This window comes from Saccharopolyspora thermophila (assembly GCF_014646075.1).
Lineage (GTDB): Bacteria > Actinomycetota > Actinomycetes > Mycobacteriales > Pseudonocardiaceae > Saccharopolyspora > Saccharopolyspora thermophila.
The window spans coordinates 243,927-269,653 of the sequence record NZ_BMMT01000005.1 but is presented as its reverse complement, the minus strand read 5'-3'; the positions used below and the strand labels follow the sequence as shown (position 1 = coordinate 269,653).

Genomic DNA, 25,727 nt, shown 5'->3' with positions numbered 1-25,727 from the left:
AACCATCATCAAACAACTCTATCGCCGCCGCACGCTGCTCCGCGGTCAACGAACTACGCCCAGCCAAACCACCGCTCCCCGATGATCGGAACTGAATTCCACAGTCCAACCACCGGGGACCAGTTCAGTTCATCGCGAGCCCGTCCTCCTCATGCGATCCCCATGGAAATCAGGTCTCTCATTTCCCATTGCGGAAGACGTCGCCGTGGTGGGGGTGGTGAGGGGCGGTCAGTGCTTGATGGCTCCGGCGAGGCTGAAGGCCCCGCCCAGGGTTCGGGTTACCAGCAGGTACAGCAGGACCACCGGGGCCGTGTAGACGATCGAGTATGCCGCCAGCTGGCCGTAGGCGATCAGGCCGCCCTGGCCGAAGAACGTGAACACACCCACCGAGGCCGGTTGCTTCGCCGGGTCCAGCAGCAGCACGAACGGCACGAAGAAGTTCCCCCACGCCGTGATGAACGTGAAGATCGCCACCACGCTCATCCCCGGCAGGATCAGCGGCAGCACGATCGAGCGCAGCGCCTGCATCGCCGAGGCGCCGTCCACCCACGCCGCCTCCTCCAGGCTGATCGGCACGCCGTCCATGAAGTTCTTGGTCATCCAGATCGCGATCGGCAGCGACGTGGCGGCCAGGAACAGGGTGGTGCCAAACATCGAGTCGATCAGCCGCAGCTGCACGAACATGCTGTACACCGGCACCATCACGGCCGTCATCGGCAGGCCGGAGGCGAACAGCACCACGTACCGAAACGGCCGCCGGAAGCGCAGCTGGTAGCGGGACAGCGGATACGCGCACAGCACCGCCGCCACCACCGAGATCAGCGCCGCACCGCCGCACATCACCAAACCGTTCCACAGTGGACGACCGCTGAGCTCCCAGCTGAGCACTGCACCGAAGTTGTCCAGGGTGACTGCGCTCGGCAGCTGCGCGGCCAGCGGTGCGTCCCCGTCGAACGACGCCGTGACCAGCCACAGCAGCGGGGCCAGGAACGCCAGCGCGATCACCGCCAGCACCAGGTGCACCACCACGGACACCGTGTGCCGCCGCGCAACCGTCACCGCAGCCATTCAGACTCCGCCCTCCCGGCTGTCGGGATCTCCCAGGCTTCTGGCGTACACCACCGCGAACAGACCGCCGATCACCAACAGCACCAGCGAGATCGTCGCGCCGTAGCCGATCTCGTCCAGTTCGAATGCCTGGTCGTACATCAGCAGCGGCAACGTCTGCGTCGCCGCGTTCGGACCGCCCGCGGTCAGCACGTAGATCAGGGTGAACACCCCGATCGTCTGCAACGTGATCAGCATCAGGTTCGTCAGCACCGAGCGGCGGATGACCGGCAGCGTGACGTGCCAGAACCGGCGCAGCGCCCCGGCACCGTCCACTTCGGCCGCCTCCACCAGGTCGGTCGGCACCTCCGACAGCGCCGCCTGGTACACCAGCATCGAGAACGCGGTGCCGCGCCAGACGTTGCCCAGCACCACGGCGACCATCGGCGCGCTGTACAGCCAGTCCTGTGGCTGCATCCCCAGGCTGGCGAGCAGGTTGTTCAGCGTGCCCTCGGCGTTGAGGAACGCGTAGATGGCGAAGGCCGCGACCAGCTCGGGCAGCACCCACGCCGACACCACCACGGTGCCGACCGCGGTGCGCACCCACCGCCTGCGGTGCTGCGTCAGCACCGCGATCAGCATGCCCAGCAGGTTCTGCCCGAGCACCGCGGAGCCGACCGTGAACACCACGGTCAGCCACGCCGAATGCCACAGCGCCGGATCGGTGAACAACCGCCGGTAGTTTTCCAGCCCGACGAACTCCGGGTCGGTGGCCGCGGCCCCGGACAGCGCCGCGTTGGTGAACGAGACGTAGATGCTCCACAGGATCGGCCCCGCCACGAACAACCCGAGCAACAGCAGCGCCGGCGCCATCGGCACCAGCCACTGCCTTACCCCCGCGGCCATCAACCGGCCCGCGTGTTGGCGGGCTGCACGATGCGCGAAACCTGCTGCGCCCACGTCTCGGCCACCTCGCCCGGCGGGCGACCGGCCACCACCTCCAGCACCGCCTTCTGGATCTCCTCGGACACCTTCGGGTACTCCGGCAGCGCGGGCCGGTAGTGCGTGTTGGCCAGCAGCCCGATCCAGAACGGGTTGAGCGGGTTCGCCTCGATCACCCGCGGATCCGCGGCGGCGTCCGCGCGGGCGGGCAGGTTGCCGCTGGCCGCGGCGTACTCCACCACGTTGTCCTTGGCCATCGCCTGCGTGATGAACTCGAACGCGTCGTCCTTCTTGTGGCTCGACGAGCTGATCGCCAGCGTCCAGCCGCCGGAGAGCGTGACGGTGCCCGGTGCCTGGCCGTGCTGGGTGGGCATCGGGGTCGCCGCCATGGTGCGGGCCCAGTCCTGCCAGCCTGCGTTGATCCAGTTGCCGGAGGCGAAGCTGCCGTCCAGCCGGATGCCCACCCTGCCCTCGCGGGTCAGGTCGTCGCGCAGCTTCTTGTCGTACTGGGCGTCGGCGATCTGCGCCTTGCTCTGCGTCAGCCCCTCCGCCAGGAGCGTGGACAGGAAACCCATGGCGTCGGCGAAACCGCGGCTCGGCGCGATCCACTTCTTCTGTTGCTCGTCGTAGAGGGTGCCGGTTTCGGTGCCGTACAGCAGCATCTCGACGGTCTGCATGCTCACCGACTCGCCCTCGGCCTTGCCCAGCGGCAGGTCCATCGCGATGACGTCCGGGCGCCGCTGCCTGATCTGGCGGGCCGCGGCGAGAATGTCGTCCCAGGTGCGGGGTTTCCACTCGGTCGGCAGTCCCACCTCGGCGAACAGCTGGCGGTTGTACCAGAGCCCCCGGGTGTCGGTGTCCAGCGGGACGCCGTAGATGCGGCCGTTCTGCGCCCGGCCCGCCTGCTTGGTGGTGTCGATGTACTGGTCCCACCCCGGCCACTGGGCCAGCCGCTCGTCGAGCGGTTCCAGGTAGCCGGCCTCGACGTCGGAGTTGATGGTGAAGCTGTCCTCGTAGAGCACGTCCGGCGCGGTCGACGGGGACCGCATCCGCAGCTGCAGCTTCGACAGGTACTCGCTCTCCGGCGCGACGACCGGGTCGAGCTTGACGGTCTTGCCGGGATGGGCCTGCTCGTACTGCTGTTTCACGCGCTGCATCCACTGCTCGACCTGCAGCGTGTTGCCGTACCGGTGATAGGCGACGGTGATCGTGTTCGGGTCGTCGGCCGTGCCGCCGCCGCACGCGGCGAGCGGGAACCCGAGCATCGCGGCGATGAGCACGACCATGGCTCTGCAACGGCGCATCGCGGTCCTCCCACCAGCAGTGGTTGCGCCCGCCCTGAGATGCGGATCACACTTTGGGCACGTTAATTCCATTCATTGGAACAAGTCAATGATCTTTGCCGGTCGTCCCAGTGAGGAGCGCCCATGGCCAAAGCGTCCTGGCAGGGCACGAACCTGCCCCGGGTGGGCGGATTCAACCGCGCCGTCGTGCTCGACGCGATCCGCCAACGCGGTGAAGTGAGCAGGGTCGAGCTCGCCCAGCGCACCGGCCTGACCCCGCAGACGATGTCGAACATCGTGCGCGCACTCATCGCGGACGGCCTGGTCACCGAGAACGGGCACGCGCCGTCCACCGGAGGCAAGCGGCGCGTGCTGCTGAAGGTGGTGCCGGACGCCTACACCTCGGTCGGCCTGCACCTCGACCCGGAGCAGATCACCGGAGTCCTGCTGGACCTCGCCGGCGGTGTACGGCTGCGCAGCCGGCGGCGCGTACCCACCGGCGCCGCACCGTCCGCCGTCGCCACCGCGCTGACCCGCACCTTCCAGCAGCTGGTGCGCCGGTCCGGTGTCGACAGCGAACGCGTGCTCGGCGTCGGCCTCGCCGTGCCCGGCCCGCTGGACGCCGAGCACCGGCAGGTGCTCGCACCGCCCAACCTGGCGGGCTGGTCGGCGGTGCCCCTGGCCGACATCGTGGCGGAGCGGGCCGGGCTGCCGGTGGTGATGGACAACGACGCGACCGCGGCGGCGATCGGGGAGCGCTGGGCCGGGTGCGCCGAACGCGCCGGGTCGTTCGTCTACGTGTACCTGGGTTCCGGGGTGGGGATCGGCGTGGTGCTCAACGACCAGGTGCACCGCGGTGTCAGCAACAACGCCGGGGAGATCGGGCACGTGCACAGCGGCGGTTCGCGGCGGTGCCACTGCGGGCGGCGGGGATGCCTGGAGGCGTACTGCTCGATGCGGGCCATCGTCGCCGACTGGCAGGCGGCGGGCGGGAAACCGGAGGGCGACTCGGTCGCCGCGGCCTACGAGCGGATGTGCCGTCGCGCGGCGGGCGGCGATGCCGCGGCGGTGAAAGTGCTGCGGCAGGCGGCAACGCGGCTGGGTCAGGTGTTGGCGTCGGTGGTGAGTGTGCTGGACGTCGATCGCGTGGTGCTCGGCGGCCCGGCGCTGCGCCACGTCGCGGAACTGGTGCGGTCCCGGGTGGCGAAGGTGGTGGCGGCGCAGGTGTGGGCACCGCAGGTGCGTCCGGTGCAGGTGCAGACGGCGCTGATCGGCGAGGACGCCGGTGCGGTCGGAGCGGCGTCCCTGGTGCTGGACCACGCCTACTCGCCCCGCCTCGCCACCCTCCTCGGCTCCTGAGCGGTGGCGGGCGCCTGCGCCACCGGATCGCCGGTCAGCTGTGCCAGATCGGACGCGGTTTCCGCCACCGCCGCGCCGAAGGCGCGCATGCCGCGGGCGTTGGGGTGCAGCGGGGCCGCCATCGAGGTCGGGATGAGGCCCTCGTAGTACTTGTCCCGCGGCGCCGCGCAGATGTCGTGGCCCACGCTCACCGGGCCGAGGTCCACGAACCGCGCGCCGTGCGCCGCCGCCCGCTCACCGAGCATCGCGCTCAGTTTGTCCACACTGGACTGAATGTAGTCCGCGTCGCGCGGCCACACCGGTTCCTTCGGGTAGCAGCCGCCCGGCCGCAGGTAGGTGCCATAGCCGACGACCACGACGCGCGCGTGGGGCGCCCGGCGCCGGATCTCCACCAGCACCTGGTCGAACCGTGGCGCGAGCGCGGCGATCCGCTCCGCCAGCACGTCCCGGCCGCCCGCGGTGAACTCGTCCGCGCAGGAGCTCCCGGCCGGTTCCGGCAGCAGGTTCAGGCAGGACACCGCCGCCTGCACCAGCTCCACGTCGTTGCCGCCGATGGTGAGCGTCACCAGGTCGGTGCGTTCGGACAGCGCCGCGTACTGCGGCGGCAGGATGCCGTGCTGCCGCCCGGCCAGATCGTCGATCTTCGCGCCCGAGCAGGACACGTCGGTCAGCTCGGCGCCCAGCAGCTGCGCGGCCACCCGCGGGTAGTTCACGTTCGAGCGGAAGCACAGCAGGTTCGGGTCGGGGCCGGGGATGAGCGGCCCGGCCGCCGCGGAGTCCCCCATCGCGACGTAGGCGACACCGTCGTCCGCGTGCGCGCTCGGGGCGAGCGCGGCGGTGGCGGCGAGGGCTAGACCGAGGTTGGCCAGACGGCCGAGACGTGCGACCACGCGAACCTCCTGCGAGAAGCTGGCACCGGCCACGTTGATCTAGCACGCGGCGCGCCCCGCGACACGGAGAATCGCCTGGTGTCAGCCGCACAACGCACCGATCGGGCATGCGCGGGCCGGCGGAGCCGCGAGTCCGAGGGCAGGAACTCAGAGCTCGCGGCGCAGGGCTCTGGTGATACCGGCGGCCACCGTCGTGGCCAGGATCCAGCCCGCCGCGATGAGGATGACCGTGATCCACTGGGAACTGCCGTGCGCCTGCCACATCACGTCGTGGCCGAGGTTGATGATCGGCACCAGCTGGTCCACCGTGTACAGGAAGGGGTTCCACACCGGGTGGTCCTCCTCGTTGATCGGGACCAGCGGGTGGAAGCTGAACCACGTGGTACCCGCCGCGGTCAGCAGCACCAGCCAGATCATCGCGCGCAGCGGCCGGAACCCGTAGCTCACCGTGATCAGCTGCAGCATGCTCCACAACCGCACCGGCAACCGGAACGCCGGGCGGGTGGCCGCGGCGATCGCCTGGTAGCGGCGCCGCTGCTTCTCGATGAGCACCGTGACCGCGTGCTCCTCGTTGCCGTTGCCGCGGAAGACGCGGGCCAGCTGGTCGTACGGCCCCGGCTGGTAGCGACCGCCGGAGTTGGCGCGCAGCCAGCCCAGCCGCTCCACCACGCTGGCCCGGTCGGTGGGCTCGATCGGCTCGCTGAAGTTGTCGTAGGCGAAGTCCTCGACGTCCACCCCGCCGGAGGCCGCCCACAGCTCGGAGTTGTCCGCGAGCAGTTCGCACTGCGCCTGCCGCAGCCGGATGCGGCCCTGCGGCGGCACCGCCGGGACCAGCGTGAGCTCCTGGGTGACCAGGCCGAAGGCGTTGATGGCGTTGCGGCTGCTGCCGTCGCCGAGGCGGGCGCCCCAGAAGTTGGTCTGCCGGCCGATCTCGGCGCGCCGCAGCTGCACCTCGCCCTCGGCGATGAACGGGCGGCTGCCCGCCGCGCACACCAGGTCCCGCGCGATGTGCGCGGCGCGCAGGTCCAGCGAGGACTTGTAGGCCATCCGGTGCCGGTGCCAGGCGGGTTTGGTCAGGTGCGCCGCGCGCAGGTCGACGTTCGCGCCGACCCGGGCGCCCTGCAGCTGCAGCGTCCCGATGATGTCGCTGTCCCGGCAGTCCAGGTTGCTGCCGACGATGATGCGGCTGGCCTGCACCGCGTCGGTACGCGGCCCCACCACCTTGGCCTTGTTGAGCTGGAAGCTGCCGTGGATGTGCACGTCGATCATCCGAAGCTGGCCGCGCAGCTCGACCTTCGACGCCTCCAGGTTGCCGTGGATCTGCGCGCCGTCGATGTGCAGTGCGCGCAGCGGCTGCTCCACCGACGCCTTCGCCGAGCGCGACCAGCTGAGGTCGATGTGCGCTTCGGACATCCGCAGGTCGCCGCCGATCTGCACGCTGACCATGCGGATCGTGCCGCCGCTGCGGAACCCCTGGTCGAGCTGCACGTCACCGCTGATCTCGCCGCGGTCGGCGACCAGCGTGCTGGTCGGGTCGTCGTACTTCGACTCGCCGCGACGCGGCGGGACGACCCCCGGTTCCAGCACCGCGTCCCGCAGCCGCACGTCGCCGGCGATGTGCGCGCTGGGCAGAAACAGCAGCCCGGCCACCGTGAACGGCCGCTGGGACTGCGGCTCGGTCTCGCAACGGAGGCTGCCGCCGAGCTGGATTCCGTTGGCGTTCAACGCATACCGGCCGCGGTTGCGCAGCGCACCGCCGGAGAAGTTCAGGTTGCCGCCGACCTTCGCTCCTGGGATGCGGATCTCGCCGGAGACCTGGATGCGCAGCCCGAGCAGGGCACCCGACACCGACAACCGGTCGCCGTAGATGGCGCGCTTGCCGGGGTTGCGCAGCTCGCTGTCGTTGAGCAGCAGCGAGCCGCCGAGCTGCGCGTCGGCGAGGTCGACGACGCCGCCGATGCTCGTGCAGTTGCGCAGCACGGTGTCGTTGGCGGTGTTGAGGTTGCGGGCGTTGATGCCCGGGAAGCGGCAGTGCCACAGCACCAGTCCGGCGACGGTGACCTGCCGGAGGTCGGGGGCGTTCTCGAAGCGGCAGCGGACGAACTCCAGCAGATACGGCAGATCCGCGGCGCGCAGGTCCAGCTGCCCGGTGATGACCGCGTTCTCGATGGTGATCACCGGCTGCTGCCCAACCCCACTGCGCCGGGAGAACGGGCGCCAGCCGGGTTCCTCCAGCGACTCGACGAGCCGCCGGCTGAGGTATTCGCCGCGGATCGCCTGGTCCGGGCTGTAGCGCTCGGCGTGCACGTCGAGCGGCGGACCGGGGTCCTGCACGGCGCGTTCTGCCCTGCTCAGCCGAAGCTGCTCCTCGAAGCGCTGCTCGGCCGCGGTCAGCGGACCGCTGCTGTCCCACGGTTTGATGACCGGCACCCCAGCCCCCGAACTGTCACGCACTGATCCACACGAAAGGTAGCCGATCAACTACCTCTGATACTCAGACGTGTGATCTTTACGCGAAGTTGCGGAACGCTGTGCAGTGCACCGGGATGGACCGCACCCGATCGGATTAGCTGTTCCACGTGAAACACCGCGGCGGGACCCCCGAGCAGGGACGCCTTCTCGCGAGGACGGCGCCGGCGGATGCGTGATGCCGGCGATCCCGCGCGAGAAGGCGTCCGAGCGACCCGAGCAGTCCTCGTCGGTCAGTCCGCGACGTGGGTGTGGGTGGGGTCGAGAACCCTTGCCAGGAACGTGCGGGTGCGCTCCTGCTTCGGGTTGCCGATGACCTCCGACGGCGGGCCCTGCTCGACAATGCCGCCGCCGTCCATGAACAGCACCCGGTCGGCGACCTCGCGGGCGAACTGCATCTCGTGGGTCACCACGAGCATCGTCATGCCCTCGTCGGCGAGCTGCCGCATCACGCCGAGCACGTCGCCGACCAGCTCCGGGTCCAGCGCCGACGTCGGCTCGTCGAACAGCATCACCCTCGGGTTCATCGACAGCGCCCGCGCGATCGCCACCCGCTGCTGCTGGCCGCCGGAGAGCTGCGCGGGCATCGCGTTCGCCTTCTCCGCCAGCCCGACCCGCTCCAGGTTGTGCCGGGCGACCCGCTCGGCCTCGGCCTTGTCCCGGTTCAGCACCTTGCGCTGCGCGATCGTCAGGTTGTCCAGCACGTGCAGGTGCGTGAACAGGTTGAACTGCTGGAACACCATGCCGATGTGCCGGCGGGCCGCGTCCAGGTCGGTCTCCGGGTCGGTGAGCTCGACGCCGTCCACCACGACCTTGCCCGCGCTCGGTTCCTCCAGCAGGTTCACGCAGCGCAGCAGTGTGGACTTGCCGGAACCGGACGGGCCGATGATGCACACGACCTCGCCGCGCTCGACCTCCAGGTCGATGTCGCGCAGCACCTCCAGTGGGCCGAAGGACTTGCTCAGCCCGGAGATCTGGATCATCGCCTCGCTCATGCGCCCGCACCTCCGGCCTTGGTCCGCACCCCGCCGTACCTGCGCTCCAGCAGGTCCGACACCCGGGAGAGCGGGATCGTGATGATCAGGTAGCACAGCCCGGCCACCAGCAGCGGCGTCAGCGACGCGTACTCGTTGAGCGCCGCCCGGCCGAACTTGGCCAGCTCGTACTGGTTGCCCGCCAGACCGAGCAGGTAGATCAGCGAGGAGTCCTTGGTGAGCAGGATCAGCTCGTTGGTCAGCGGCGGCAGGATGATCCGGAATGCCTGCGGCATCACCACGGTGATCATGGTGCGGGTCGTCGACATGCCCAGCGAACGCGCGGCCTCGACCTGCCCGCGCGGCACCGCCTGCACCCCGGCGCGGATCGTCTCGGCCATGTAGGCCGCGCCGACCAGGCCCAGCGCCAGCATCGCCGTCGAGTAGATGTCGAACCGCAGCTGGAAGGCGATCGGCACGCCGAAGCCCAGCGCGATGAACACCAGCAGCGCGGGCAACCCGCGGAACAGTTCGATGTAGGCGGTCGCGATCCACCGGTACGGCCCCACCGGCGACATCTTCATCAGCGCCAGCAGGATGCCCAGCCCCAGGCCGAAGCCGAAGCCCAGCGCGGTGTAGATGATGGTGTTCACCAGGGCGGTGGTGATCACCTCGGGGAACTGCGCGACCGCGACGTCGACGTTGAAGAACGCGCGCGCGATGGAATTCCAGTCGGCGACCACGGCGGCGACGAGGGCGACCACGATCAGCACGGCGTACTGGATGCCGCGGTTGAGCCGCGCCCGCTGTCGGCGGCCCATCCTTGCCCTGGGCCGCTCGGTGTCGGTTGTCATGAAGTCTCCCGATCAGTGTTCGGGGCCGACGGTTGGAGCACCCGCCGGCCCCGCGTTGGCGGCTTGAGCCCGGATCACTGCGGCTTCTTGCCGAACCACTTCTCGTAGATGCGGTCGTACTCGCCGGTGTCCTTCAGCTTCTTCAGGGCCGCGTTGATCCGGTCCTTCAGCGCCGTGTTGCCGGTGGCCACGCCGATGCCGTACTGGTCGCCGGTGGTGAACTCGGTGGTGATCTCCACCTCCGGGTTGTTCTTGACGAAGTCGGCGAGCACGCTGTTGTCGTTGATCGCCGCGTCGACCTGCCCGGTCTGCACCGCGGTCACCGACAGCGGCAGGTCCTCGAACTGCACGACCTCGTAGCCGTTGGCCGCCTTGTTGTCGTTGGCGTACTGCTCACCGGTGGTGGACAGCTGCACGCCGAGCTTCTTGCCCCGCAGGTCGGCGAGGCTGCGGATGTTCGACCCCTTCTTCGTCAGCAGCGCCTGGGTGGCCTCGAAGTACGGGTCGGAGAAGTCGAAGTTCTCCTCGCGGGTGGGGGTGATGCTCATGGCCGCGGCCGCGACGTCGCAACGCCGCGTGTTGAGGTCCTCACCCGACTGGATGCCCTCGAAGGGGGTGTCGACGATCTTCTGCCGCAGGCCCATGTCCGCGGCGATCGCGTCGACCAGATCGACGTCGAAGCCGACGATCCTGCCCTGGTCGTGGAACTGGAAGGGCTTGTAGTCCATGTGCGTACAGGTGGTGAGGTATCCGGCCTCGATCACCTGCACGCCGCCGTCGGCAGAGCCGCCACCGCCGGTGGTGGACTCGGCACACCCCGCGCCCACGGCGGTAGCCAGGGCGAGGGCGGGCAGCAGAGCCATCGCTCGTTGTGTTCTGCGACGCGCCACGATGTCACTCCTAGTAGGTGAGAACGCGAGTGCTCGAATGGTGCCACTCGTTCGGGCGTAATCCCAATGCCGCCGGTTGCGAACCCATCAAGTTTTGGCGACGCGGGCGCTCGGCGATCGGCCGTCGAGCGGCAAAACCCTCCTGGGAAGCACCGGGAACGCAAAAGAATTTCGCCGCACCTCCCCTGTTCGTGCGGGTTGTTGCCCGCTGCGGTCGAGTGGCACTCAGTCTCATGTGGCACGCGCCACTGGTCAACAGGGATCTACCGGGACAGCTCCGGGCCCGGCGCCCACGGAACCGGGTGATCACGCTCGGTGCACGGATGATCTCCAACCGGGGGGTCGCTGTCGAGAAGTGGCCACTACGCCATCCGGCGGTCGAAGCGGGTAACCCCTGTTCAGGAGACTTCCAGCGGATGGCCGGTGCCCCGTCGCGGACCGGCGTCGCAGGTGCTCCGCTCCTCGCCTTCCGGGAGGTCCACGATGATGCGTCGTTCGGCCGCGCTGTGGGTGGTGGCGGCCCTCGCCGCGGTCGCCACCGTCGCACTGCCCGCCGCACACGCTCAGGCCCCGGCCGCCCGGTCGTTCGACGTGCTGCAGCTGAACCTGTGCCACTCCGGGTCCGCGGACTGCTCCTCCGACGGCCGGGCGGTCGACTCGGCAATCGCCCTCATCCAGCAGCGGCGACCGGACGTGGTCACGCTGAACGAGGTCTGCGCCTCCGACATCACCCGCATGACCAGCGAGACCGGCTACCTGTGGGAGTTCACCCCGGCCGGCGACGAGTCGACCGGCGGCCCCCGCGCCTGCCGGGACGGCCGCGGCGACTACGGCATCGCCGTCCTGGCGCACCCCGACCTCGGGGCGGGCGGCGCGCCGATCGAGAGGCAGTACGCCGCCCAGGACGCCACCACCGAACAGCGGGTGCTGCTGTGCGTGCCGTTCTCGACGGTCGCCGCGTGCACCACGCACCTGTCGGCCACCGACGCCCGGGTGGCGGCCGAGCAGTGCCGGGAGCTGTCCGGCGTGGCCACCGCGCTGAACGCCGAGACCGTCGTCGCCGGCGACTTCAACCTGGTCTCCGGCGGTTCCCCCGACGTGCAGGAATGCGTGCCGAACGGCTGGTACCGCAAGGACGACGGCAGCGTGCAGCACGTACTCGCGATGGACGTCTTCCACTTCCGGCGCGCCGAGACGCTGCCCGTCGACGGCAGTGACCACCCCGGGCTGCTCGTCGAGACCGACCGCTGACGCGCGTGTGGGCCGGGCTCGGTGAGCCCGGCCGGTCCGCTGTCGACCTACTCCACCAACTTGGCGAAGACGACGACGTTGTCGGTGTAGCTGTGCGCCTGGGGGTCGAACGACCCGCCGCAGGTGATCACCCGCAGTTGCGCGTCCGGCGTCGCGCCGTACACCTGCTGGCCGGGGAAGCCCTTTTTCGGCACCTGCGCGACCCGCTGGACCGCGAACCGGGCGGTGCTGCCGTCCTCCCGCTGCACGTCCACGGCGTCCCCCGGCTGCAGCTCGTGCAGCCGGTGGAAGACACCCTTCTGACCGCGCCCGTCGACGTGCCCGGCGATCACGGCCGGGCCCGGCTCACCCGGGGTCGGTCCCTTCGCGTACCACCCGGCCTGCATCGGCTGCGACACCGGCGGCACCTGCAGCGTGCGGTCCGGGTTGAGCCCGAGCTCCACCAGCGAAGACCGGGCACCGATCGACGGGATGTCGACGGCCACCGGCTTCGATTCCGGCTTCGCCGAGGCCGCCGGGGCGTCCACCCGCACCTGGTCGTACCTGGGCGCCGTGCCGGTCGCCGACCAACCGACGACCAGGGCAGCCAGCGTGACGAGCGCGGCGACCACGACGGCCACCAGGCGGCCGCGGCGCGGAGCGGTCTGCTCGGTCATCGGCCCACCGCCTGCTGGCGACGGTGCACCACGACCACGCCGAGGGTCGTCCCGGCCACCAGCGCGGAGCCCGCGCCGAGCAGCACCAGGTCGAGGTCGGAACCCGCGTCACCGCCACCGGTGGCGACACCGCCCAGGGGCACCTCGGTCACCTGGTCGGACGACACGGCCACCGAGCTGCTGTCGCTCACCGCGAGGCTGCCCGAGCTGCCGTAGCCGGACGAGCCGCCGGAGCCCGACGAGCCGCCAGGCGGGTAGCCCGTCGACCCGCCGGAGCCTCCCCCGCCGCCCGGCGGAGGCGTCGGCGGCGGTGGCGGCGTCGGGCAGTCCTTTGGGTACTTCTTGTCGCACGCTGGCGGCGGTGGCGGTGGCGGCGGGGATGGACACTTGATGTCCTGGTCCTTGCCCGGGTACACATCGCACGGCGACGGCGGTGGCTTCGGTGGCGGCGGGGGCGTCGGGCACTTCCCGGGGTAGCTGTCGCACGGTGTCGGCCGTGGTGTCCCGGTGCCGCCCTCGGGGCTCGTCGTCCCGGAACCGGTGCCGCCCTTCGGACCCGTCGTGCCCGAACCAGAATCACCCTTCGGGCCCGACGGGCTCGTCGAACCAGAGTCGGAATCCGTGCCACCCGAGCCGCTGGACGACCCGGTGCTGTCCGAACCCGTTGCGCTCGCGGTGGCACCGGTGGCCGTGCCCGAATCCTGCCCGGGCTGGGGCGCGGTGTCGGCGAACGCCGCGGTGGAACCGAACGTCCCGAACGCGGCGAGCGCCGCGGACACGCCGAGCGCTCTCATCGTCATGTTCATCGCTGTGTTTCCTTCGGCCGCTGGCGGCACTCGTGGTTGTCGTCCGAAGGCCCTGCTGCCTTCGACAACCAGAGTGCGACCCGGAGACCTGCGGAAACGATGGCGCAAGCCCCCGTTTCACCGGAGGCTGTCCCGCTGTTCGCGACGGGGGAAGGCCCCACCGCGGCCCCGCCGAAGGGGCCGGTGTCAGCGCGGTGGCGGTCCGGCCGCCGGTCCGGGGCCGGGCGGGGCGCCGCAGTGGATGATCGGCTGCGGGTCGTACACCGTGCGCTGGGTCTCGGTGCGCACCCGGCCGGTGGACAGGTCGCGGATGGTGCGGGTGTCGGTCACCGTGAAGCCCGGGGCGCCCTTGCTCGGGCTGCACGGCTCACCCGGCGGCACGACCTTCTCCTGCGGCTGCGTGGGGTTGGTGTGCGGCCCGGTCTGCGAGGTCACCTCGAACTGCTTGGTGCCCCACAGCGTGACGGTGATCGACGACGGTGTCCACCGGGTCGTGATCATGATGCCGCTCTTGGAGACGTTTTTGAACTTGACGTCGATGACGCTGCTGCCGTCCGGGTTCTGGAACACCGTGGCCTCGCGGCCCGCCGGGTACCGGCTGATGTAGTAGCTGTGCGCCCGGTGCTCGACGTCCTGCATGCCCGCGAAGTACGCGGCGTTGTACAGGGTGGTGGCGAACTGCGAGATACCGCCGCCGACGGCCCGCCCCGGGCGGCCGTCCTTGATGATGCCGGACTCGACGTAGCCCTGTGCGGTGCCGCGGGGCCCGGTGTAGCCGTTGAGGCTGAACGTCTCGCCCGGCTTGACGATCGCGCCGTTGACCTCCTCGGCGACCCGGCGGATGTTCACCCCGGACGCCGGTTCGAAGCCGCCGGTGGTGAACTCGCCGACCACCTCGCGGATACCGAGCTGGTTGGCCTGCTCGGTGGTGAACTTGGCCGGCTGTTGCACGTAGACGGCCTGCACGGTGCGATCCTGCGGCGTGCGGAGCACGTCGACGATGTGCTCGAAGCTCTTGTTCCAGTCGATGCCGCGGCCGTCGGTGGACGGGCGGACGACCGGCGTCGTGCCCTCGAGGACGATCTCGGCGTCCTTGCCGGGCTTGATGGTGTCGGCGAGCTGCGGCTCGACGCCGGCGATCGCGGTCGGCATGTCCACGCCGGCCCTGAGCCCGCCGGCGCCGTCCGGTTCGAACCGCAGCGACGCGGCGATCGACTGCGGTGACCAGGTCGCGTCCTTGCCCTCGCCGCGCACGGTGACCGGTGCCGACACGGCGGGCTGCGCCACCTCGCGCAGCGCCTTCAGCACGCCTTCGCGGGTGGTGGTGACCGGCTGCTCGGTGAAGGGCACCTGCACCGGCTCGTCGTCGGCCCAGTGCACCAGGACCTCGTCGGCGGCGCGCTGCACGTCGATCGACTGGCCGGTGACCGGGTCGACGGCGACCGGCGTGGTGCCGTCGAAGCGGATGCTTCCCTCGGCCGGGGGGCGGTCCAGCTGCGGCCGGACCTGCTCCAACGCCTGCACCAGCTGGCCGCGGTCCCCACGGCTGACCGGGGCGACCTCGTAGGTGCTGAACAGCGAGGCGATCCGGGTGAACGGGTTCAGCGGTTGGCTGCCGATCTGGTCGATGGTCGCCGCCCAGTCCATCTCCAGCCCGGCCTGGTCGGGGTTGATCGTGGCGCTGCGGTCGCCGACACGGAGTTCGATGGGATCGTCGAGGCTCGGGCCGAGCTTCTCGCGGAGCTCGCGCTCGGCCGCCGCGGTCTCCATGCCGCCGATCTCCACCCCGGCGACCACGGTGCCGCGCGGCACGGTTCCGCTGCTGAACAGCAGGTCGCCGACGTAGAGCAGGGCGAGCGCGCCGACCACGGCACCCGCGGCGATCCCGGACCGGATCAGGCTGCGCCGCCGGCGGTCGGGCTGCGCGGCGGCGGTCCAGCCGCTGGGCTCCGCGGTGACCTGCGGGATCGCCTGGGTGGCGCCGATCGGGAAGTTGCTGAAGTCCGAGGGCAGCGCGACGAGCTGCTCGGTGCGCTCGACGTCGGACTCGGGCGCGGCGCGGTCCCCGGCCGACAGGTTCGGGCGGGTGCGTTCATCAGGTTCAGCGTTCACCGGAGGGATCCGGGTGGTCTGCTCGGCGCTGCTCTCCGGTTCGGCCGCCGGAGGCCGTTGCCCGGTGCGCAACCGCTCCGTCGGCTGGTCCGCACCGTCGTGGCGATCGTGGTTTTCCGGCACCGCTTCCCCTTCTCCTGTCGGTCCTGCGGTGGGGCGCGTGAGGAGGTTCGGTAGCCCGTCGGTCACCTTCGCACGTGCGCCGGTCGGGGCGCACCGCCGGCTACAAGTAAAGCCCAGTGCCCTGTTCGGTGCGCTCGCTGGCGACAGCGTGCAGGTCGCGTTCTCGCATCACCAGGTATGCCTGGCCCTGCACCTCGACCTCGAACTGGTCGTCGGGGTTGAACAGCACCCGGTCGCCGACCTTGACGGTCCGCACGTGGCTGCCGACGCCGAAGACCTCACCCCACAGGAGCCGCTTGGCCACCTGGGCGGTCGCGGGAATCACGATGCCGCCGCTGCTGCGGCGTTCCCCGGACTCCGGCGAGATGCGCACCATGACCCGGTCGTGCAGCATCTGGATTTCGAGCTTGGCATCGGTCACCCGAAAAGTCTACTTGCCGCCACCCGGTAATCGCCCGGGGGCGGTGTTGTATACGGCGGCTGGCGCGGATGCCCACCGGGGGTGCTCGGTCCCGCGCGGACCTGCCGAGCGCCGACGGGTGAGCGGGTCAGGCGTTCTCGTCGAGGCCGCCCAGCACCAGCGGCAGGCGGTTCGGGCCGCTGCGGGTGATCCGGATCGGCACCCCCCAGTCCTGCCTGGTCAGGCGGCATGCCGGGTGCTCGGTGGCGGGGTCGTCGTCGCAGCTGGCGGCCTGCGCCACCACGTGCAGCACGCCCTCGGTGACGCCCTCGGCCAGCACCAGCCGACGAGTCAGGTCGGTGCCCACCCCGGCGCCTTCGACGAGCAGGTGCTCCGGCGACGAACTCACCTCCAGCCGGGTCGACGGGCCGTAGCGGTCGTCCAGCTTCGTGCCTGGCGGCGGGGTGAACACGACCGCGAGCTGCACCTCTCCCGCGCCGATCTCCGTGGCGGGCCGTTTGACCTGCTGCGACGCGCCCTCGACGAGGCGGGTGGCCACACCAGGGGGCACCGGGCGCTCCAGCCGGTGCGCGGCGGAGGCGACCACGACCAGCTCGCCGTCCACCACGACCGCGCCGGACGGTTCGGCCACCTCGGTGGCCAGCGTCGACACCTCACCGGTGGCCGGGTCGTAGCGGCGGATGGCGCCGTTGTAGGTGTCGCAGACGGCGACCGAGCCGTCGGGCAGGACGGCGACGCCCAACGGGTGCTGGAACAGCGCCCGCTCGGCCGGGCCGTCGGCGTGCCCGAAGTCGAACAGCCCGGTGCCCACGGCGGTGCGGATGGCGAAGCCTCCGGCAACGGCCTCCACCCAGCGCAGCGCGGAGGTCTCGGCGTCGGCCAGCCAGAGCCGGTCGCCGCCGTCGGCGAGCCCGGACGGCTGAGCAAAGAACGCCTCGTCGGCGGCCCCGTCGCGCAGGCCCTCGACGGTGGTCCCGGCGAACCGTCGGACGTGCCCGGTGACCGGGTCGAACAGGCCGAGCGTGTGGTTGCCCGCCATCGCGACCACCACGCCCCCCGCCGGCTCCCACCAGGCGACGTCCCACGGGCTGGTCAGCGGGGTCTCCAGCGCGGGCCCGGAGTCGCTGCCGTCGCGCCACTGCTCGCCGGTCCCGGCCAGCGTGGTCACCCGGCCGTCGGCGAGCCGGACGCCGCGCAGCAGGTGGTTGACGGTGTCCGCGACGACCACGTCGTAGCCGACCTGCTCGGCGACGTGCGGCGGCAGCAGCGCGAGCCCGGCGGGCTCGGCGAACCCGGCGACGTCCGGAGCACCGTCGGCGCGGCCGCGCCGGCCCGTGCCGATGCGACGCACGACGGTTTCACCGTCGGCGGCGAACTCCACCAGCGAGTGGTTCGCCGAGTCCGACACCAGCAGGGTCCCGCCGGGCAGGGCGACGACCTTGCCCGGGAACCGCAGCGTGGTCTCCGGGGCCTCCGGCGGCACATACGGGCCGTCACCGCGGTGCAGCGTGCCCTTCGCCTCGTGCTCGGCGATCACCTCGCGGATCACGCTGCGCAGCGCCTCGACGTGCCCCTCACCAGCGGCGACGTGCACCACGTAGCCCTCGGGGTCCACCACGACCAGCGTCGGCCACGCCTTGACGGCGTAGCTCTGCCACGTGCTCAGCTCCGGGTCGTCGAGCACCGGGTGGTGCACGGCATACCGCTCGACGGCGGCCGCGAGCGCGGTGGGATCGGCCTCGTGCTCGAACTTCGGCGAGTGCACGCCGACGGTGACGACCTCGGCGGCGAACTCGGCCTCCAGCGGCCGCAGCTCGTCGAGCACGTGCAGGCAGTTGATGCAGCAGAAGGTCCAGAAGTCAAGGACCAAGCACTTGCCGCGGAAGTCTGAAAGCCGCAGGTCACGACCTCCCGTGTTCAGCCACGCGCGGCCGGTCAGCTCGGGTGCTCGGACTCGTGGGCGCTTCTGTGTCATGGGGTCGATGGAAGCACGAGGAACGGACGTGGAGAGCTACCGGGATGCGTTGTTGGCGGAGCTGGAGGACCTGCGGGCACGAGTCGAGTGGATCGCACGGGAGCCGGATCAAGCTGGACGCGGCGAAGGCGCCGGAGCGGGCCCGGCTCCGCGTCGTCAGGTGCCCCGCCCCCGCTTAACGGGTCGTCGATGACACAAGCAAAGGCGCGTTTCTGTGCACTCAGATTCTCCCAGGGTGCCGAACGTCCGTCGTCCACAGGACCACGCAGGAATCACAGGTGGAGAGTGGGGGCGCCTCGCTGGACCATGAGGCATCCCGACCGCAGTACGTCCGGCGGGCGGCGTGCCGGCGGACGTGGACGACGCCGTCCGGGGCGGTCCAGGGATTCAACGACGGGGAAAACGACGCATGTCGACCCGCTTTCGGCGCTTCCGCATTCGCGCGCACTCGCGCCGCTGCCGCCATCGTTCTTTCCAGCACTTCCACACCCCAATGCCTCCCCATCCCGAAAGAAAGAGCGGCCCCGCCGGTCGGGGGCGCCGCCAAGGCCGCTCTAACACCAATATCGGGTCGCTGTACTAAGAGGCGTAGTCCTATGCACGTTGTTGGGTAAATTCGTCGGCAACCGACTCGAGTAGCACCTTTGCCACGTCCCCGGAAACCGCCCGATCTCGGAAGTACTCAAACAGGTTGAGGTGGTAGGCGACGTCTTGCGGCTCCCGGAGCGCGACCTCGCCGGAGAAAAGTTCCACGATCACCAGTCTGTCGTCATACGTGACGAAAACGTTGAAAGGTGTCGCGCTTACGGTGACGCCACTCGGGATGATCGCTAGATCGAGGTTCGGCTGGTCGGCGAGTCCGACCATGTGCCGTAGCTGGCTGGCCATCACGTCAGGTTCCGCTCGCTGCCACCGGATCGCCTGCTCCGTCAGCAGGAAGTGAAACCGTCGTGATTCGTCACGGAGAACTTCCTGGCTGTCAAGGCGGGCGCGCACGGCCCGATCAACGTCCCGCGCTGGGTTGCCCTGCACACTCGGCGTCAGAACGGCTCGCGCGTACTCGGGCGTTTGAATCAACGCGGACGGAATCGCGGGCAGGAATTGACGCACCACGAAAGAGGATTCCGCGAGAGCTTTGAGCTCGGCCTGCTTACGCCACAGCCCGACGCGCGCGTATGAACGCCACGACGAGTAGTCCACATTCGCCGTTCGGGCGAGCGCGAGGAGTTCGTTAGCGGCTTCGGTCGGTACGTCGAGAGCCTTGAGTAACCGCTCGACGTCAACGACGGTCGGTAGCGCTTTACCGGACTCGATGCGGCTGATTTTGGACTGGGACATGGACGCGCGTGCGGCTAACCGCTCGCCCGAGAGCCCCGCTGCCTTGCGGAGTTCCCGTAGCGACTCAGCAAGGCGCTTCCGCCCCTGATCCTGATTGTCGGGTTCGATCAGATCCATTCGTTGAACGGTACCGAGTGCGCGAGTGCGGTTTCCTGCCAGCGGATGTACTGATCAACGTTCGGGTTCTCCAGCTTGTCCACATTGATCAGAGTCCCGTCGGGCCGGAAGTTCACATCAACCACCGTCACCCCGTCGAAGATCCAAAAGTCCTGCGACGGAAGGTCGAGATCCAGCCCGGTCAGGTCGAGAATCCGAATGTCCTCCCCAGCCGCGATGTTCCCCGGGATTCCCCAATCGCGCTGGTACTGTTGGTACTCCGTGAGCGGCTGCCGGACCGTGCGCACACGCCCGATTGACTTTCCAGCGGCCACCAGCGACCGCACCGTCTCGTGCCATGCCGCGTTATGCCCCTCGGGCTTCGGTTTCCCCGCCCGCCAGAGCCGCAAGCTTTCTTGCTCGCCCGGCATGGTGTAGGTCGGCTGGGTTTCGAAGCGCCACGCCGTCCGTTCGTACCCGGTCAGGTACCGACCGAACTGTTCCCCGTCCAGGATCACCCCAAAACCTCCCGGAGCCGATGGACCGCCGCCGCGTGAGCGGATTCCACGAGAGCCGAGACCGCGTCGAGGACGACATCCGGCGGGAGTTCAACCGCAGATTCCCCATCACCGAGTTCGAGCCCGTCCGCGTGGGCCACGGAATTGCCCTGGACGACGGCCGTGCCCTGGTCGGAGACGTAGACGGCCGCGCAAGTGCCGTTGTCGCACCCGGAGACCTTGCGCGGCTTCATGTGTCCAGCCTTAGCGATCCAGGGGCGTGGATCAAGCTCCGACCCTGGTTATGCACGTTTCTGGGTAGGCGTCGCCCGGTCGGGCTAGCGAAGCGGTTCGACAGCTGGTGGTTGCTGCGCTGGAAACGGCGTAGTGGAACACGGTAGGCCCACACCAGAGACGTGCAAGTTCTCCCCTCTCCGTGAGTTGAGCCCCTGGCTACTCGCCGGGGAACCATGCTCAATCCACGGAGGGGTGGGGCTCCCTTCCCTCCGCTCCCTCGCTCCCTCTGGCAGGCCGGGCGGTTGTGGGACCCTAGCGAGGGTGAAGTGCGAAGCTCTCACGAAGTCCGGTACTCCGTGCCCTACGAACGCGCGCCCGGGTCGCCCGTTCTGCCACGTGCACGATCCCGAGGTTCAGTGCGGGGCCCCAACTCCGAAGGGACGGTGCACCGTGGCGACGGGTGGCGGTCGGTGTGAGCGCCACCGCGAGGCCGGCGACTCGGAGCAGGGTTCGTTGTTCGACTAGCCCCACGGCCGTGTAGTGAGGCGGTTCTTACGCCCCTGCGGTTAACTTGGGAGCCCAACCCCTGGGGTGCTTTCCGGGCTTGCGTGAGGACCCAGGCGAAACCTGGTGGGGAGGGGCTTTCGTTGTTCTGGGCTCGGAGGTCAGAGCATCCCCGCCACAGCCGCGAGCCGGTTTTCCGTCCTGGCTGACGGCATGGCATCGGCGTACCGCCGTGCTCGCTCGATGACGTCGCGGGCGGCGTCCAGGTCACCCGCTCGCGCGTGCGACTCGGCCAGCCACGTGAGATACAGCGTCACCTCCCGCGCGTGATCCGGCGGGTAGTTCGCCAGGGCACTCGACAACAGCGGTTCCGCGTCGCGTGGCCTGTCAAGCTCGATCATGCAGCGGGCCGCCATCACGTCAATCTCGTCACGGTTGAGCCAGTAGACCCACTCCGGCTCATCGCCGCCGCGCCGCTCGAAAGCCTCGTCTACCGCGTCCAGTGCTCTCCAGGTTCCATCCGGATCCTTCGACTTTGCAGACGCCCACGCCACCCGCTCCAGGAACAACGCACGAACCACAGGCGTTGCCCCTTCCGCGCCCCGCACCGCCGTGCGTGCCAGAAGAGCGGCGCCATTCGGATCGCCGATGTTTGCCATCTGGTAGCTCAGACTGGACAAGAGCTGAGCCCCGAGAACGCGGTTTCGTGCCTCGTCCGCGGCTCTCACCCCGGAGATGTAGAACCGCTGTGCGTCTGCGTACTGGCCCGCGTCACTGGCCACCCACCCGGCGAGTTGGGACAGTTCTCCCACCAAGGTGAACAAGCGACGCCCTACAGCGTCGGAGTACGAAGCGGTACGCAGTAGCCCCTGCGCCTCCGCTAGTTCCTTGGTGATTGCGGGGAGAAGTTCATTGCTGCTCACCACGTCGTCAAGGTGCCTCAGCTCCACGACGCGAGCCTCCAGCGCTGAGGCAAGGGACCCGCCCACCCGACGACCCGAGCGAGTGTGAACCGCAACTGGGGAATCAGAGACCAACCATTCATGCGCAAGCCGTACAGGGTCGCACGGGCCCTCGCTCAGGGGCACCCCGAGCACCTGTTCGTACGCGGTCACAACGTCGTCCGGCACCGGCCGTTTCCCCGTCTCGACCATGCTCAGGTACGACTTCGCGAAGTGAGTTCGTTGAGCCATCCGCGACAAGCTCATCTCCGCCGCCTCACGTGCTGCGCGCAGCTCCACTCCGCTCGGCATCCGGCACCCGCCCACGACTGTGAACACCTGTGAACAGTCAAACCCTACTGCTTACCGTGCGTAGCTCCGATGCTACGCATCGGACGGTCCCCGTTGATCGTGACTGTGACTCCCTTTGTGGCAGGAGCCAGTCTTTCCCCTGACCGGTCGGCGGGGGCTGTCCCTCCAAGGAATCGGGGAGGGCCTTCTGATGTGGGGTTACTTGTCGCGATGGTGGCGCCAACGCCGCCAGCGGAGGGAAAGGGAACGCCGACGTGTCCGCGTCTACCTCGGAAAAGAGCCGGAAGAACACGCCCAGCACGATCCGGCCCCCACATGCTCCGCCGCCGCGGTGAGTCGCTCGAGAAGTGGAGAGCCCGGCTCAGTCACAGTTGCTACCGGTGCGGACATCAGGAGCCTGACCTTTAGAAGCTCTGCGAACACGAGGACGCCTGCGACGGGAGATCGCCGAAGTGATCACGCCGACGCTCGAGGCGCCGCACGCAAACATCTGGACCGACGCATGTCCTGTCCTTCCCGCCGACGGACGGTCAGTGGCGGAAACGGGCCACCCGGACTGTTTTTGGTCTTAACGGGTGAACTGCGCACGGATACCTGCCGGCTGGACGCGAACCGACCATGATCAGCGCTGCGCCGAAAGGAGGAGCCCAGGAAGTGGTCGAATTCCGTTCGCGTCCTGATGGAACGAAGTACCCGATCACTGGCCGGGAGGGGCGCGGCGGTGTCGCGGTCGCCGCTGGGGCGACGGCGTTGGCGATCGCGGCCTACTCCGGTGGTGGTGCCGCCACCACCGGCGCCGCCGGTTCGGCGGTGGGCGAGAGCCTGGCCGTCCGCACCAGCCACGCCAAGCAGTCCGCGCGCAACGGCCAGCAGGACAAGGCGTGGCAGCGGATGCGGCTGCGCCTCAAGCGGCAGCCATCGATCGAGCACCACGTCGACTGCGTCGTGCACTCCTTCGGCCAGGTGCAGGAGTTCTTTGTCCGCAACCCGTGCCGGTCGCTCACCAGGACGTTGGTGCCGTTGGAGGACGAGAGCGGCGACAGCATTGTCGTGTCGATCGCCTGGGTCCGCATGCCCACCGCTCGCCAGGCACGCAGGCTGGACAGACTCGACTACCGGGACGGCACCGGTGACGTCACCGCGCTCGGGCACCACCTGCTCGCCGCGCAGGGGGTGTCCTTCACCGGCGAGCACTACGCGTCCGACGTGAAGAAGACGCTGTTCGTCCGCGCCGAAGCAGCACCCGTGCGCGGAACTCCGAATCCGGAACTCCTGGACGCCGCGGCCGAGGTCGGCGTGTTGCTACCGCCGCCCTGAGCGGGTCAGCGGCGGTCGGTGAGGTAGTAGGCCGTGGCTGCCAGGGTGGGGACCAGGGTTCCAACCAGGACGATCAGGACTTCCATCTCGGCTTCTCCTCGGTGGGCGACGGGCAGTCCGGGGCATGCGGGAACAACCGTCCGGATCTGCGGGTTGATCGTGGTGGATGGGCGAGGTGCCCGATATCGGCGGAAGCGCCGGAATTGGAAAGCCCCGCGATGCTGCCAGGTCGGGGGTCCGACAGCACCGCGGGGTCACCTGGCATATCGACGCCCACCCTCGGCCTGTTACACGCCCGCCCACATGTGTCCTACGTCACCCTTCAGTGGTGCTGGTTCCGGGCTTCTCGATCCGGGTGAGCACGGCGTGTGCCGGGACCAGCAGGAGCCAGCAGAGCGGGGCCCACTGCGGGCTGACCAGTGCCACCGGCATCGACAGGACGAAGACCCCCGCCGTGACCGCGGACGGCCCGAACGCCGACAGCGCCGGACCGCGGGAGTCGCCGGCGCGGCGGGCGATCGCCACGATGAGCAGCTGCGCCATCGCGATCGCGGCGACGTCGGCCGCGTAGCAGATGACCACCAGCGGCTCGTCGCCGTAGTCGGCCAGCATCGACGACGGGAACGGCAGCAGCGCGACGAAGCCGAGCAGCACCACGTTCACCGCGGCGACACCCCGCCCGATCCGGCGCATCCCGGCGAACAGGTCGTGGTGTCCCAGCCACAGCACCCCGATGACCAGGAACGCGATCGCGTAGCCGAACAGCGACGGGACCAGAGCGCGCAGCGCCTCGTGCACCCCTCGGCTGTCCAGCCCCTCGGGCACGCGGAGGTCGAGCGCGAGCAGCGTCGCCGCGATCGCGAAGACGCCGTCGGACAGGGCGAGCACCCGACCGCCGCTCTCTTCGACCGGCATCCCCCGAGACTGACCGCATCGGCGCGGCGCGGCACTGTGATCTCCTCGCCCGGCACCCTCGTCAGGTGGCGGCTGCGAATCGGCCCGGCACGCGGGAGGCCGCTGGTCAGGGGCGTTCGAGAATGGCCGTCAGGCCCTGGCCGCCTGCCGCACAGATGGAGATCAGGCCACGGCCGGAGCCCTTCTCGGCGAGGAGCTTCGCCAGGGTCGCCACGATCCGGCCGCCGGTGGCGGCGAACGGGTGCCCGGCCGCCAGGGACGAGCCGTTCACGTTGAGTTTCGCCGGGTCGATCTCACCCAGCGGCTTGTCCCGGCCGAGCCGCTGCTGGCAGAACTCCGGGTCCTGCCACGCCTTGAGCGTCACCAGCACCTGCGAGGCGAACGCCTCGTGGATCTCGTAGAAGTCGAAGTCGCCCAGCTCCAGCCCGGTCCGGTCGAGCAGCCGCGGCACCGCGTAGGCCGGTGCCATCAGCAGGCCCTCGTCGCCGCTGACGTGGTCGACGGCCGCGGGCACCACGTCGCCGAGGTAGGCCAGCACTGGCAGCCGCCGCTGCGCCGCCCACTCCTCGCTGGCCAGCAGCACGGTGGACGCGCCGTCGGACAGCGGGGTCGAGTTGCCCGCGGTCATGGTCGCGCGCTCGCCGCGGCCGAACACCGGCCTGAGCTGGGCCAGCTTCTCCACTGAGCTGTCCGGCCGCAGGTTCTGGTCACGGGTCAGGCCCTGGAACGGGGTGAGCAGGTCGTCGAAGAAGCCGCGCTCGTAGGCGGCGGCGAGCCGCTGATGGCTGCGCGCGGTGAACTCGTCCTGCGCCTCGCGGCTGATCTCCCAGGCCAGCGCGGTGCGGGCGGCGTGCTCGCCCATCGACAGGCCGGTGCGGGGTTCGGCGTTGCGCGGGATCTCCGGCACCAGGTGCCGCGGGCGGACACCGGTCAGCGCCTTGATCCGCTCGGCTGCGGTCCTGGCGTGGTTGGCGCGCAGCAGCACGCGGCGCAGGTCGTCGTTGAGCGCGATCGGCGCGTCGCTGGTCGTGTCGACGCCGCCGGCGATGCCGGATTCGAGCTGGCCGAGGGCGATCTTGTTGGCCACCGACACCACCGACTCCAGGCCGGTCGCGCAGGCCATCTGCACGTCGTGCGCGGGGGTGCGTGGGTCGAGCCGGGAGCCGAGCACCACCTCGCGCGCCAGGTTGAAGTCGCGGCTGTGCTTGAGCACGGCACCGGCGACGAACTCGCCGACCAACTCGCCCTGCAGGCCGAACCGGGCGACCAGGCCGTCGAGGGCGGCGGTGAGCATGTCCTGGTTGCCGGCGCGGCGGTAGGGGCCGCCGGCCCGCGCGAACGGGATCCGGTTGCCGCCGATGATCGCGACTCGCCGAACGGTGGCCATGGCTTGTCTCCCTGTCGTTGCCTGTCGACGCGGAACCCTCGGTGCCGGTGGTCGCGCGCCGCGACCTGCGGTCGTACCCGATCCGCTCGACGCCTAACCTACCCACGGGTAGCTTATGCGTCGAGCGATCA

The 25,727-nt window shown here is 69.9% G+C and carries 22 protein-coding genes; 3 read left to right on the top strand and 19 right to left on the bottom strand.

Annotated features, from left to right (window positions below):
* Positions 1-228: 228 nt before the first annotated feature.
* From IEY17_RS10400 to IEY17_RS10390, 3 genes are read right to left on the bottom strand one after another with little or no spacing between them, the layout of a single operon-like run.
* A complete protein-coding gene (locus IEY17_RS10400; RefSeq protein WP_188987097.1) occupies positions 229-1,068 on the bottom strand; it encodes a carbohydrate ABC transporter permease in 840 nt (279 codons plus the stop codon).
* Positions 1,069-1,920, bottom strand: coding sequence for a carbohydrate ABC transporter permease (locus IEY17_RS10395; RefSeq protein ID WP_229680015.1), 852 nt, complete (start codon positions 1,918-1,920; stop codon positions 1,069-1,071).
* A gap of 32 nt (positions 1,921-1,952) precedes the next feature.
* The gene (locus tag IEY17_RS10390; protein ID WP_229680003.1) at positions 1,953-3,293 is read right to left on the bottom strand and encodes an extracellular solute-binding protein; all 1,341 of its coding nucleotides are present in this window, start codon (positions 3,291-3,293) and stop codon (positions 1,953-1,955) included.
* A gap of 123 nt (positions 3,294-3,416) precedes the next feature.
* On the opposite strand from IEY17_RS10390, the gene IEY17_RS10385 reads away from it, so the two are divergent.
* A complete protein-coding gene (locus IEY17_RS10385; RefSeq protein WP_188987095.1) occupies positions 3,417-4,631 on the top strand; it encodes an ROK family transcriptional regulator in 1,215 nt (404 codons plus the stop codon).
* Here IEY17_RS10385 and IEY17_RS10380 read toward each other — a convergent pair.
* From IEY17_RS10380 to IEY17_RS10360, 5 genes are all read right to left on the bottom strand, one after another.
* A complete protein-coding gene (locus tag IEY17_RS10380; RefSeq protein WP_229680002.1) occupies positions 4,595-5,521 on the bottom strand; it encodes an SGNH/GDSL hydrolase family protein in 927 nt (308 codons plus the stop codon). The two genes, IEY17_RS10385 and IEY17_RS10380, sit on opposite strands and share 37 nt — an antisense overlap.
* Before the next feature lie 147 nt (positions 5,522-5,668).
* The gene (locus IEY17_RS10375; protein WP_229680001.1) at positions 5,669-7,975 is read right to left on the bottom strand and encodes an oxidoreductase; all 2,307 of its coding nucleotides are present in this window, start codon (positions 7,973-7,975) and stop codon (positions 5,669-5,671) included.
* Positions 7,976-8,223: 248 nt separating this feature from the next.
* A complete protein-coding gene (locus IEY17_RS10370) occupies positions 8,224-8,985 on the bottom strand; it encodes an amino acid ABC transporter ATP-binding protein (RefSeq protein WP_308423970.1) in 762 nt (253 codons plus the stop codon).
* The gene (locus IEY17_RS10365; RefSeq protein WP_188987132.1) at positions 8,982-9,785 is read right to left on the bottom strand and encodes an amino acid ABC transporter permease; all 804 of its coding nucleotides are present in this window, start codon (positions 9,783-9,785) and stop codon (positions 8,982-8,984) included. The genes IEY17_RS10370 and IEY17_RS10365 overlap by 4 nt, the downstream gene beginning before the upstream one ends.
* Positions 9,786-9,892: 107 nt before the next feature.
* Positions 9,893-10,681, bottom strand: a complete 789-nt coding sequence (locus IEY17_RS10360) for a basic amino acid ABC transporter substrate-binding protein (protein ID WP_188987094.1) — start codon at positions 10,679-10,681, stop codon at positions 9,893-9,895.
* A gap of 510 nt (positions 10,682-11,191) precedes the next feature.
* Between IEY17_RS10360 and IEY17_RS10355 the strand changes: the two genes are divergently transcribed.
* Complete coding sequence (locus IEY17_RS10355; RefSeq protein WP_188987093.1) at positions 11,192-11,959, top strand: endonuclease/exonuclease/phosphatase family protein; 768 nt, start codon at positions 11,192-11,194, stop codon at positions 11,957-11,959.
* A gap of 47 nt (positions 11,960-12,006) precedes the next feature.
* Here IEY17_RS10355 and IEY17_RS10350 read toward each other — a convergent pair whose 3' ends face one another.
* The 9 genes from IEY17_RS10350 to IEY17_RS10310 form a co-directional block, all read right to left on the bottom strand.
* On the bottom strand, positions 12,007-12,615 hold the full coding sequence (locus IEY17_RS10350; RefSeq protein WP_188987092.1) for a class F sortase: 609 nt from the start codon (positions 12,613-12,615) through the stop codon (positions 12,007-12,009).
* Complete coding sequence (locus IEY17_RS25330) at positions 12,612-12,806, bottom strand: hypothetical protein (RefSeq protein WP_229680000.1); 195 nt, start codon at positions 12,804-12,806, stop codon at positions 12,612-12,614. Before IEY17_RS25330 ends, IEY17_RS10350 begins: the two co-directional genes overlap by 4 nt.
* Positions 12,807-13,607: 801 nt before the next feature.
* The gene (locus IEY17_RS10340; RefSeq protein ID WP_188987090.1) at positions 13,608-15,656 is read right to left on the bottom strand and encodes a VanW family protein; all 2,049 of its coding nucleotides are present in this window, start codon (positions 15,654-15,656) and stop codon (positions 13,608-13,610) included.
* A gap of 100 nt (positions 15,657-15,756) precedes the next feature.
* Positions 15,757-16,077 (bottom strand): GroES family chaperonin, encoded by a 321-nt coding sequence (locus IEY17_RS10335; protein WP_188987089.1) that lies wholly within the window; start codon positions 16,075-16,077, stop codon positions 15,757-15,759.
* A 127-nt stretch (positions 16,078-16,204) separates the two neighbouring features.
* Positions 16,205-18,052, bottom strand: coding sequence for an NHL domain-containing thioredoxin family protein (locus tag IEY17_RS10330; protein WP_188987088.1), 1,848 nt, complete (start codon positions 18,050-18,052; stop codon positions 16,205-16,207).
* Positions 18,053-18,646: 594 nt separating this feature from the next.
* A complete protein-coding gene (locus IEY17_RS10325; protein WP_229679999.1) occupies positions 18,647-19,507 on the bottom strand; it encodes a helix-turn-helix domain-containing protein in 861 nt (286 codons plus the stop codon).
* Positions 19,498-20,004 (bottom strand): DUF6879 family protein, encoded by a 507-nt coding sequence (locus IEY17_RS10320; protein ID WP_188987087.1) that lies wholly within the window; start codon positions 20,002-20,004, stop codon positions 19,498-19,500. Before IEY17_RS10320 ends, IEY17_RS10325 begins: the two co-directional genes overlap by 10 nt.
* Positions 20,001-20,237, bottom strand: a complete 237-nt coding sequence (locus tag IEY17_RS10315; protein WP_188987086.1) for a hypothetical protein — start codon at positions 20,235-20,237, stop codon at positions 20,001-20,003. The genes IEY17_RS10320 and IEY17_RS10315 overlap by 4 nt, the downstream gene beginning before the upstream one ends.
* A gap of 648 nt (positions 20,238-20,885) precedes the next feature.
* On the bottom strand, positions 20,886-22,004 hold the full coding sequence (locus IEY17_RS10310) for a helix-turn-helix domain-containing protein (protein WP_229679998.1): 1,119 nt from the start codon (positions 22,002-22,004) through the stop codon (positions 20,886-20,888).
* A gap of 627 nt (positions 22,005-22,631) precedes the next feature.
* Here IEY17_RS10310 and IEY17_RS10305 point away from each other — a divergent pair.
* A complete protein-coding gene (locus tag IEY17_RS10305) occupies positions 22,632-23,294 on the top strand; it encodes a hypothetical protein (RefSeq protein ID WP_188987085.1) in 663 nt (220 codons plus the stop codon).
* Positions 23,295-23,609: 315 nt separating this feature from the next.
* Here IEY17_RS10305 and IEY17_RS10300 read toward each other — a convergent pair whose 3' ends face one another.
* Entirely contained in the window at positions 23,610-24,209 is a 600-nt protein-coding gene (locus IEY17_RS10300) for a TMEM175 family protein (protein WP_188987084.1), read from the bottom strand.
* A 106-nt stretch (positions 24,210-24,315) separates the two neighbouring features.
* A complete protein-coding gene (locus IEY17_RS10295; RefSeq protein WP_188987083.1) occupies positions 24,316-25,596 on the bottom strand; it encodes an acetyl-CoA C-acetyltransferase in 1,281 nt (426 codons plus the stop codon).
* Between the last annotated feature and the right edge of the window lie 131 nt (positions 25,597-25,727).

What these genes read in the sequence shown, in the direction of transcription:
- IEY17_RS10295 (WP_188987083.1), bottom strand. Translation starts at nt 25,596, where the DNA reads ATGGCCACCGTTCGGCGAGTCGCGATCATCGGCGGCAACCGGATCCCG.
- IEY17_RS10400 (WP_188987097.1), bottom strand. Translation starts at nt 1,068, where the DNA reads ATGGCTGCGGTGACGGTTGCGCGGCGGCACACGGTGTCCGTGGTGGTG.
- IEY17_RS10365 (WP_188987132.1), bottom strand. Translation starts at nt 9,785, where the DNA reads ATGGGCCGCCGACAGCGGGCGCGGCTCAACCGCGGCATCCAGTACGCC.
- IEY17_RS10315 (WP_188987086.1), bottom strand. Translation starts at nt 20,237, where the DNA reads ATGAAGCCGCGCAAGGTCTCCGGGTGCGACAACGGCACTTGCGCGGCC.
- IEY17_RS10325 (WP_229679999.1), bottom strand. Translation starts at nt 19,507, where the DNA reads ATGGATCTGATCGAACCCGACAATCAGGATCAGGGGCGGAAGCGCCTT.
- IEY17_RS10370 (WP_308423970.1), bottom strand. Translation starts at nt 8,985, where the DNA reads ATGAGCGAGGCGATGATCCAGATCTCCGGGCTGAGCAAGTCCTTCGGC.
- IEY17_RS10385 (WP_188987095.1), top strand. Translation starts at nt 3,417, where the DNA reads ATGGCCAAAGCGTCCTGGCAGGGCACGAACCTGCCCCGGGTGGGCGGA.
- IEY17_RS10350 (WP_188987092.1), bottom strand. Translation starts at nt 12,615, where the DNA reads ATGACCGAGCAGACCGCTCCGCGCCGCGGCCGCCTGGTGGCCGTCGTG.
- IEY17_RS10355 (WP_188987093.1), top strand. Translation starts at nt 11,192, where the DNA reads ATGATGCGTCGTTCGGCCGCGCTGTGGGTGGTGGCGGCCCTCGCCGCG.
- IEY17_RS10300 (WP_188987084.1), bottom strand. Translation starts at nt 24,209, where the DNA reads ATGCCGGTCGAAGAGAGCGGCGGTCGGGTGCTCGCCCTGTCCGACGGC.
- IEY17_RS10390 (WP_229680003.1), bottom strand. Translation starts at nt 3,293, where the DNA reads ATGCGCCGTTGCAGAGCCATGGTCGTGCTCATCGCCGCGATGCTCGGG.
- IEY17_RS10360 (WP_188987094.1), bottom strand. Translation starts at nt 10,681, where the DNA reads ATGGCTCTGCTGCCCGCCCTCGCCCTGGCTACCGCCGTGGGCGCGGGG.
- IEY17_RS10395 (WP_229680015.1), bottom strand. Translation starts at nt 1,920, where the DNA reads ATGGCGCCGGCGCTGCTGTTGCTCGGGTTGTTCGTGGCGGGGCCGATC.
- IEY17_RS10330 (WP_188987088.1), bottom strand. Translation starts at nt 18,052, where the DNA reads ATGACACAGAAGCGCCCACGAGTCCGAGCACCCGAGCTGACCGGCCGC.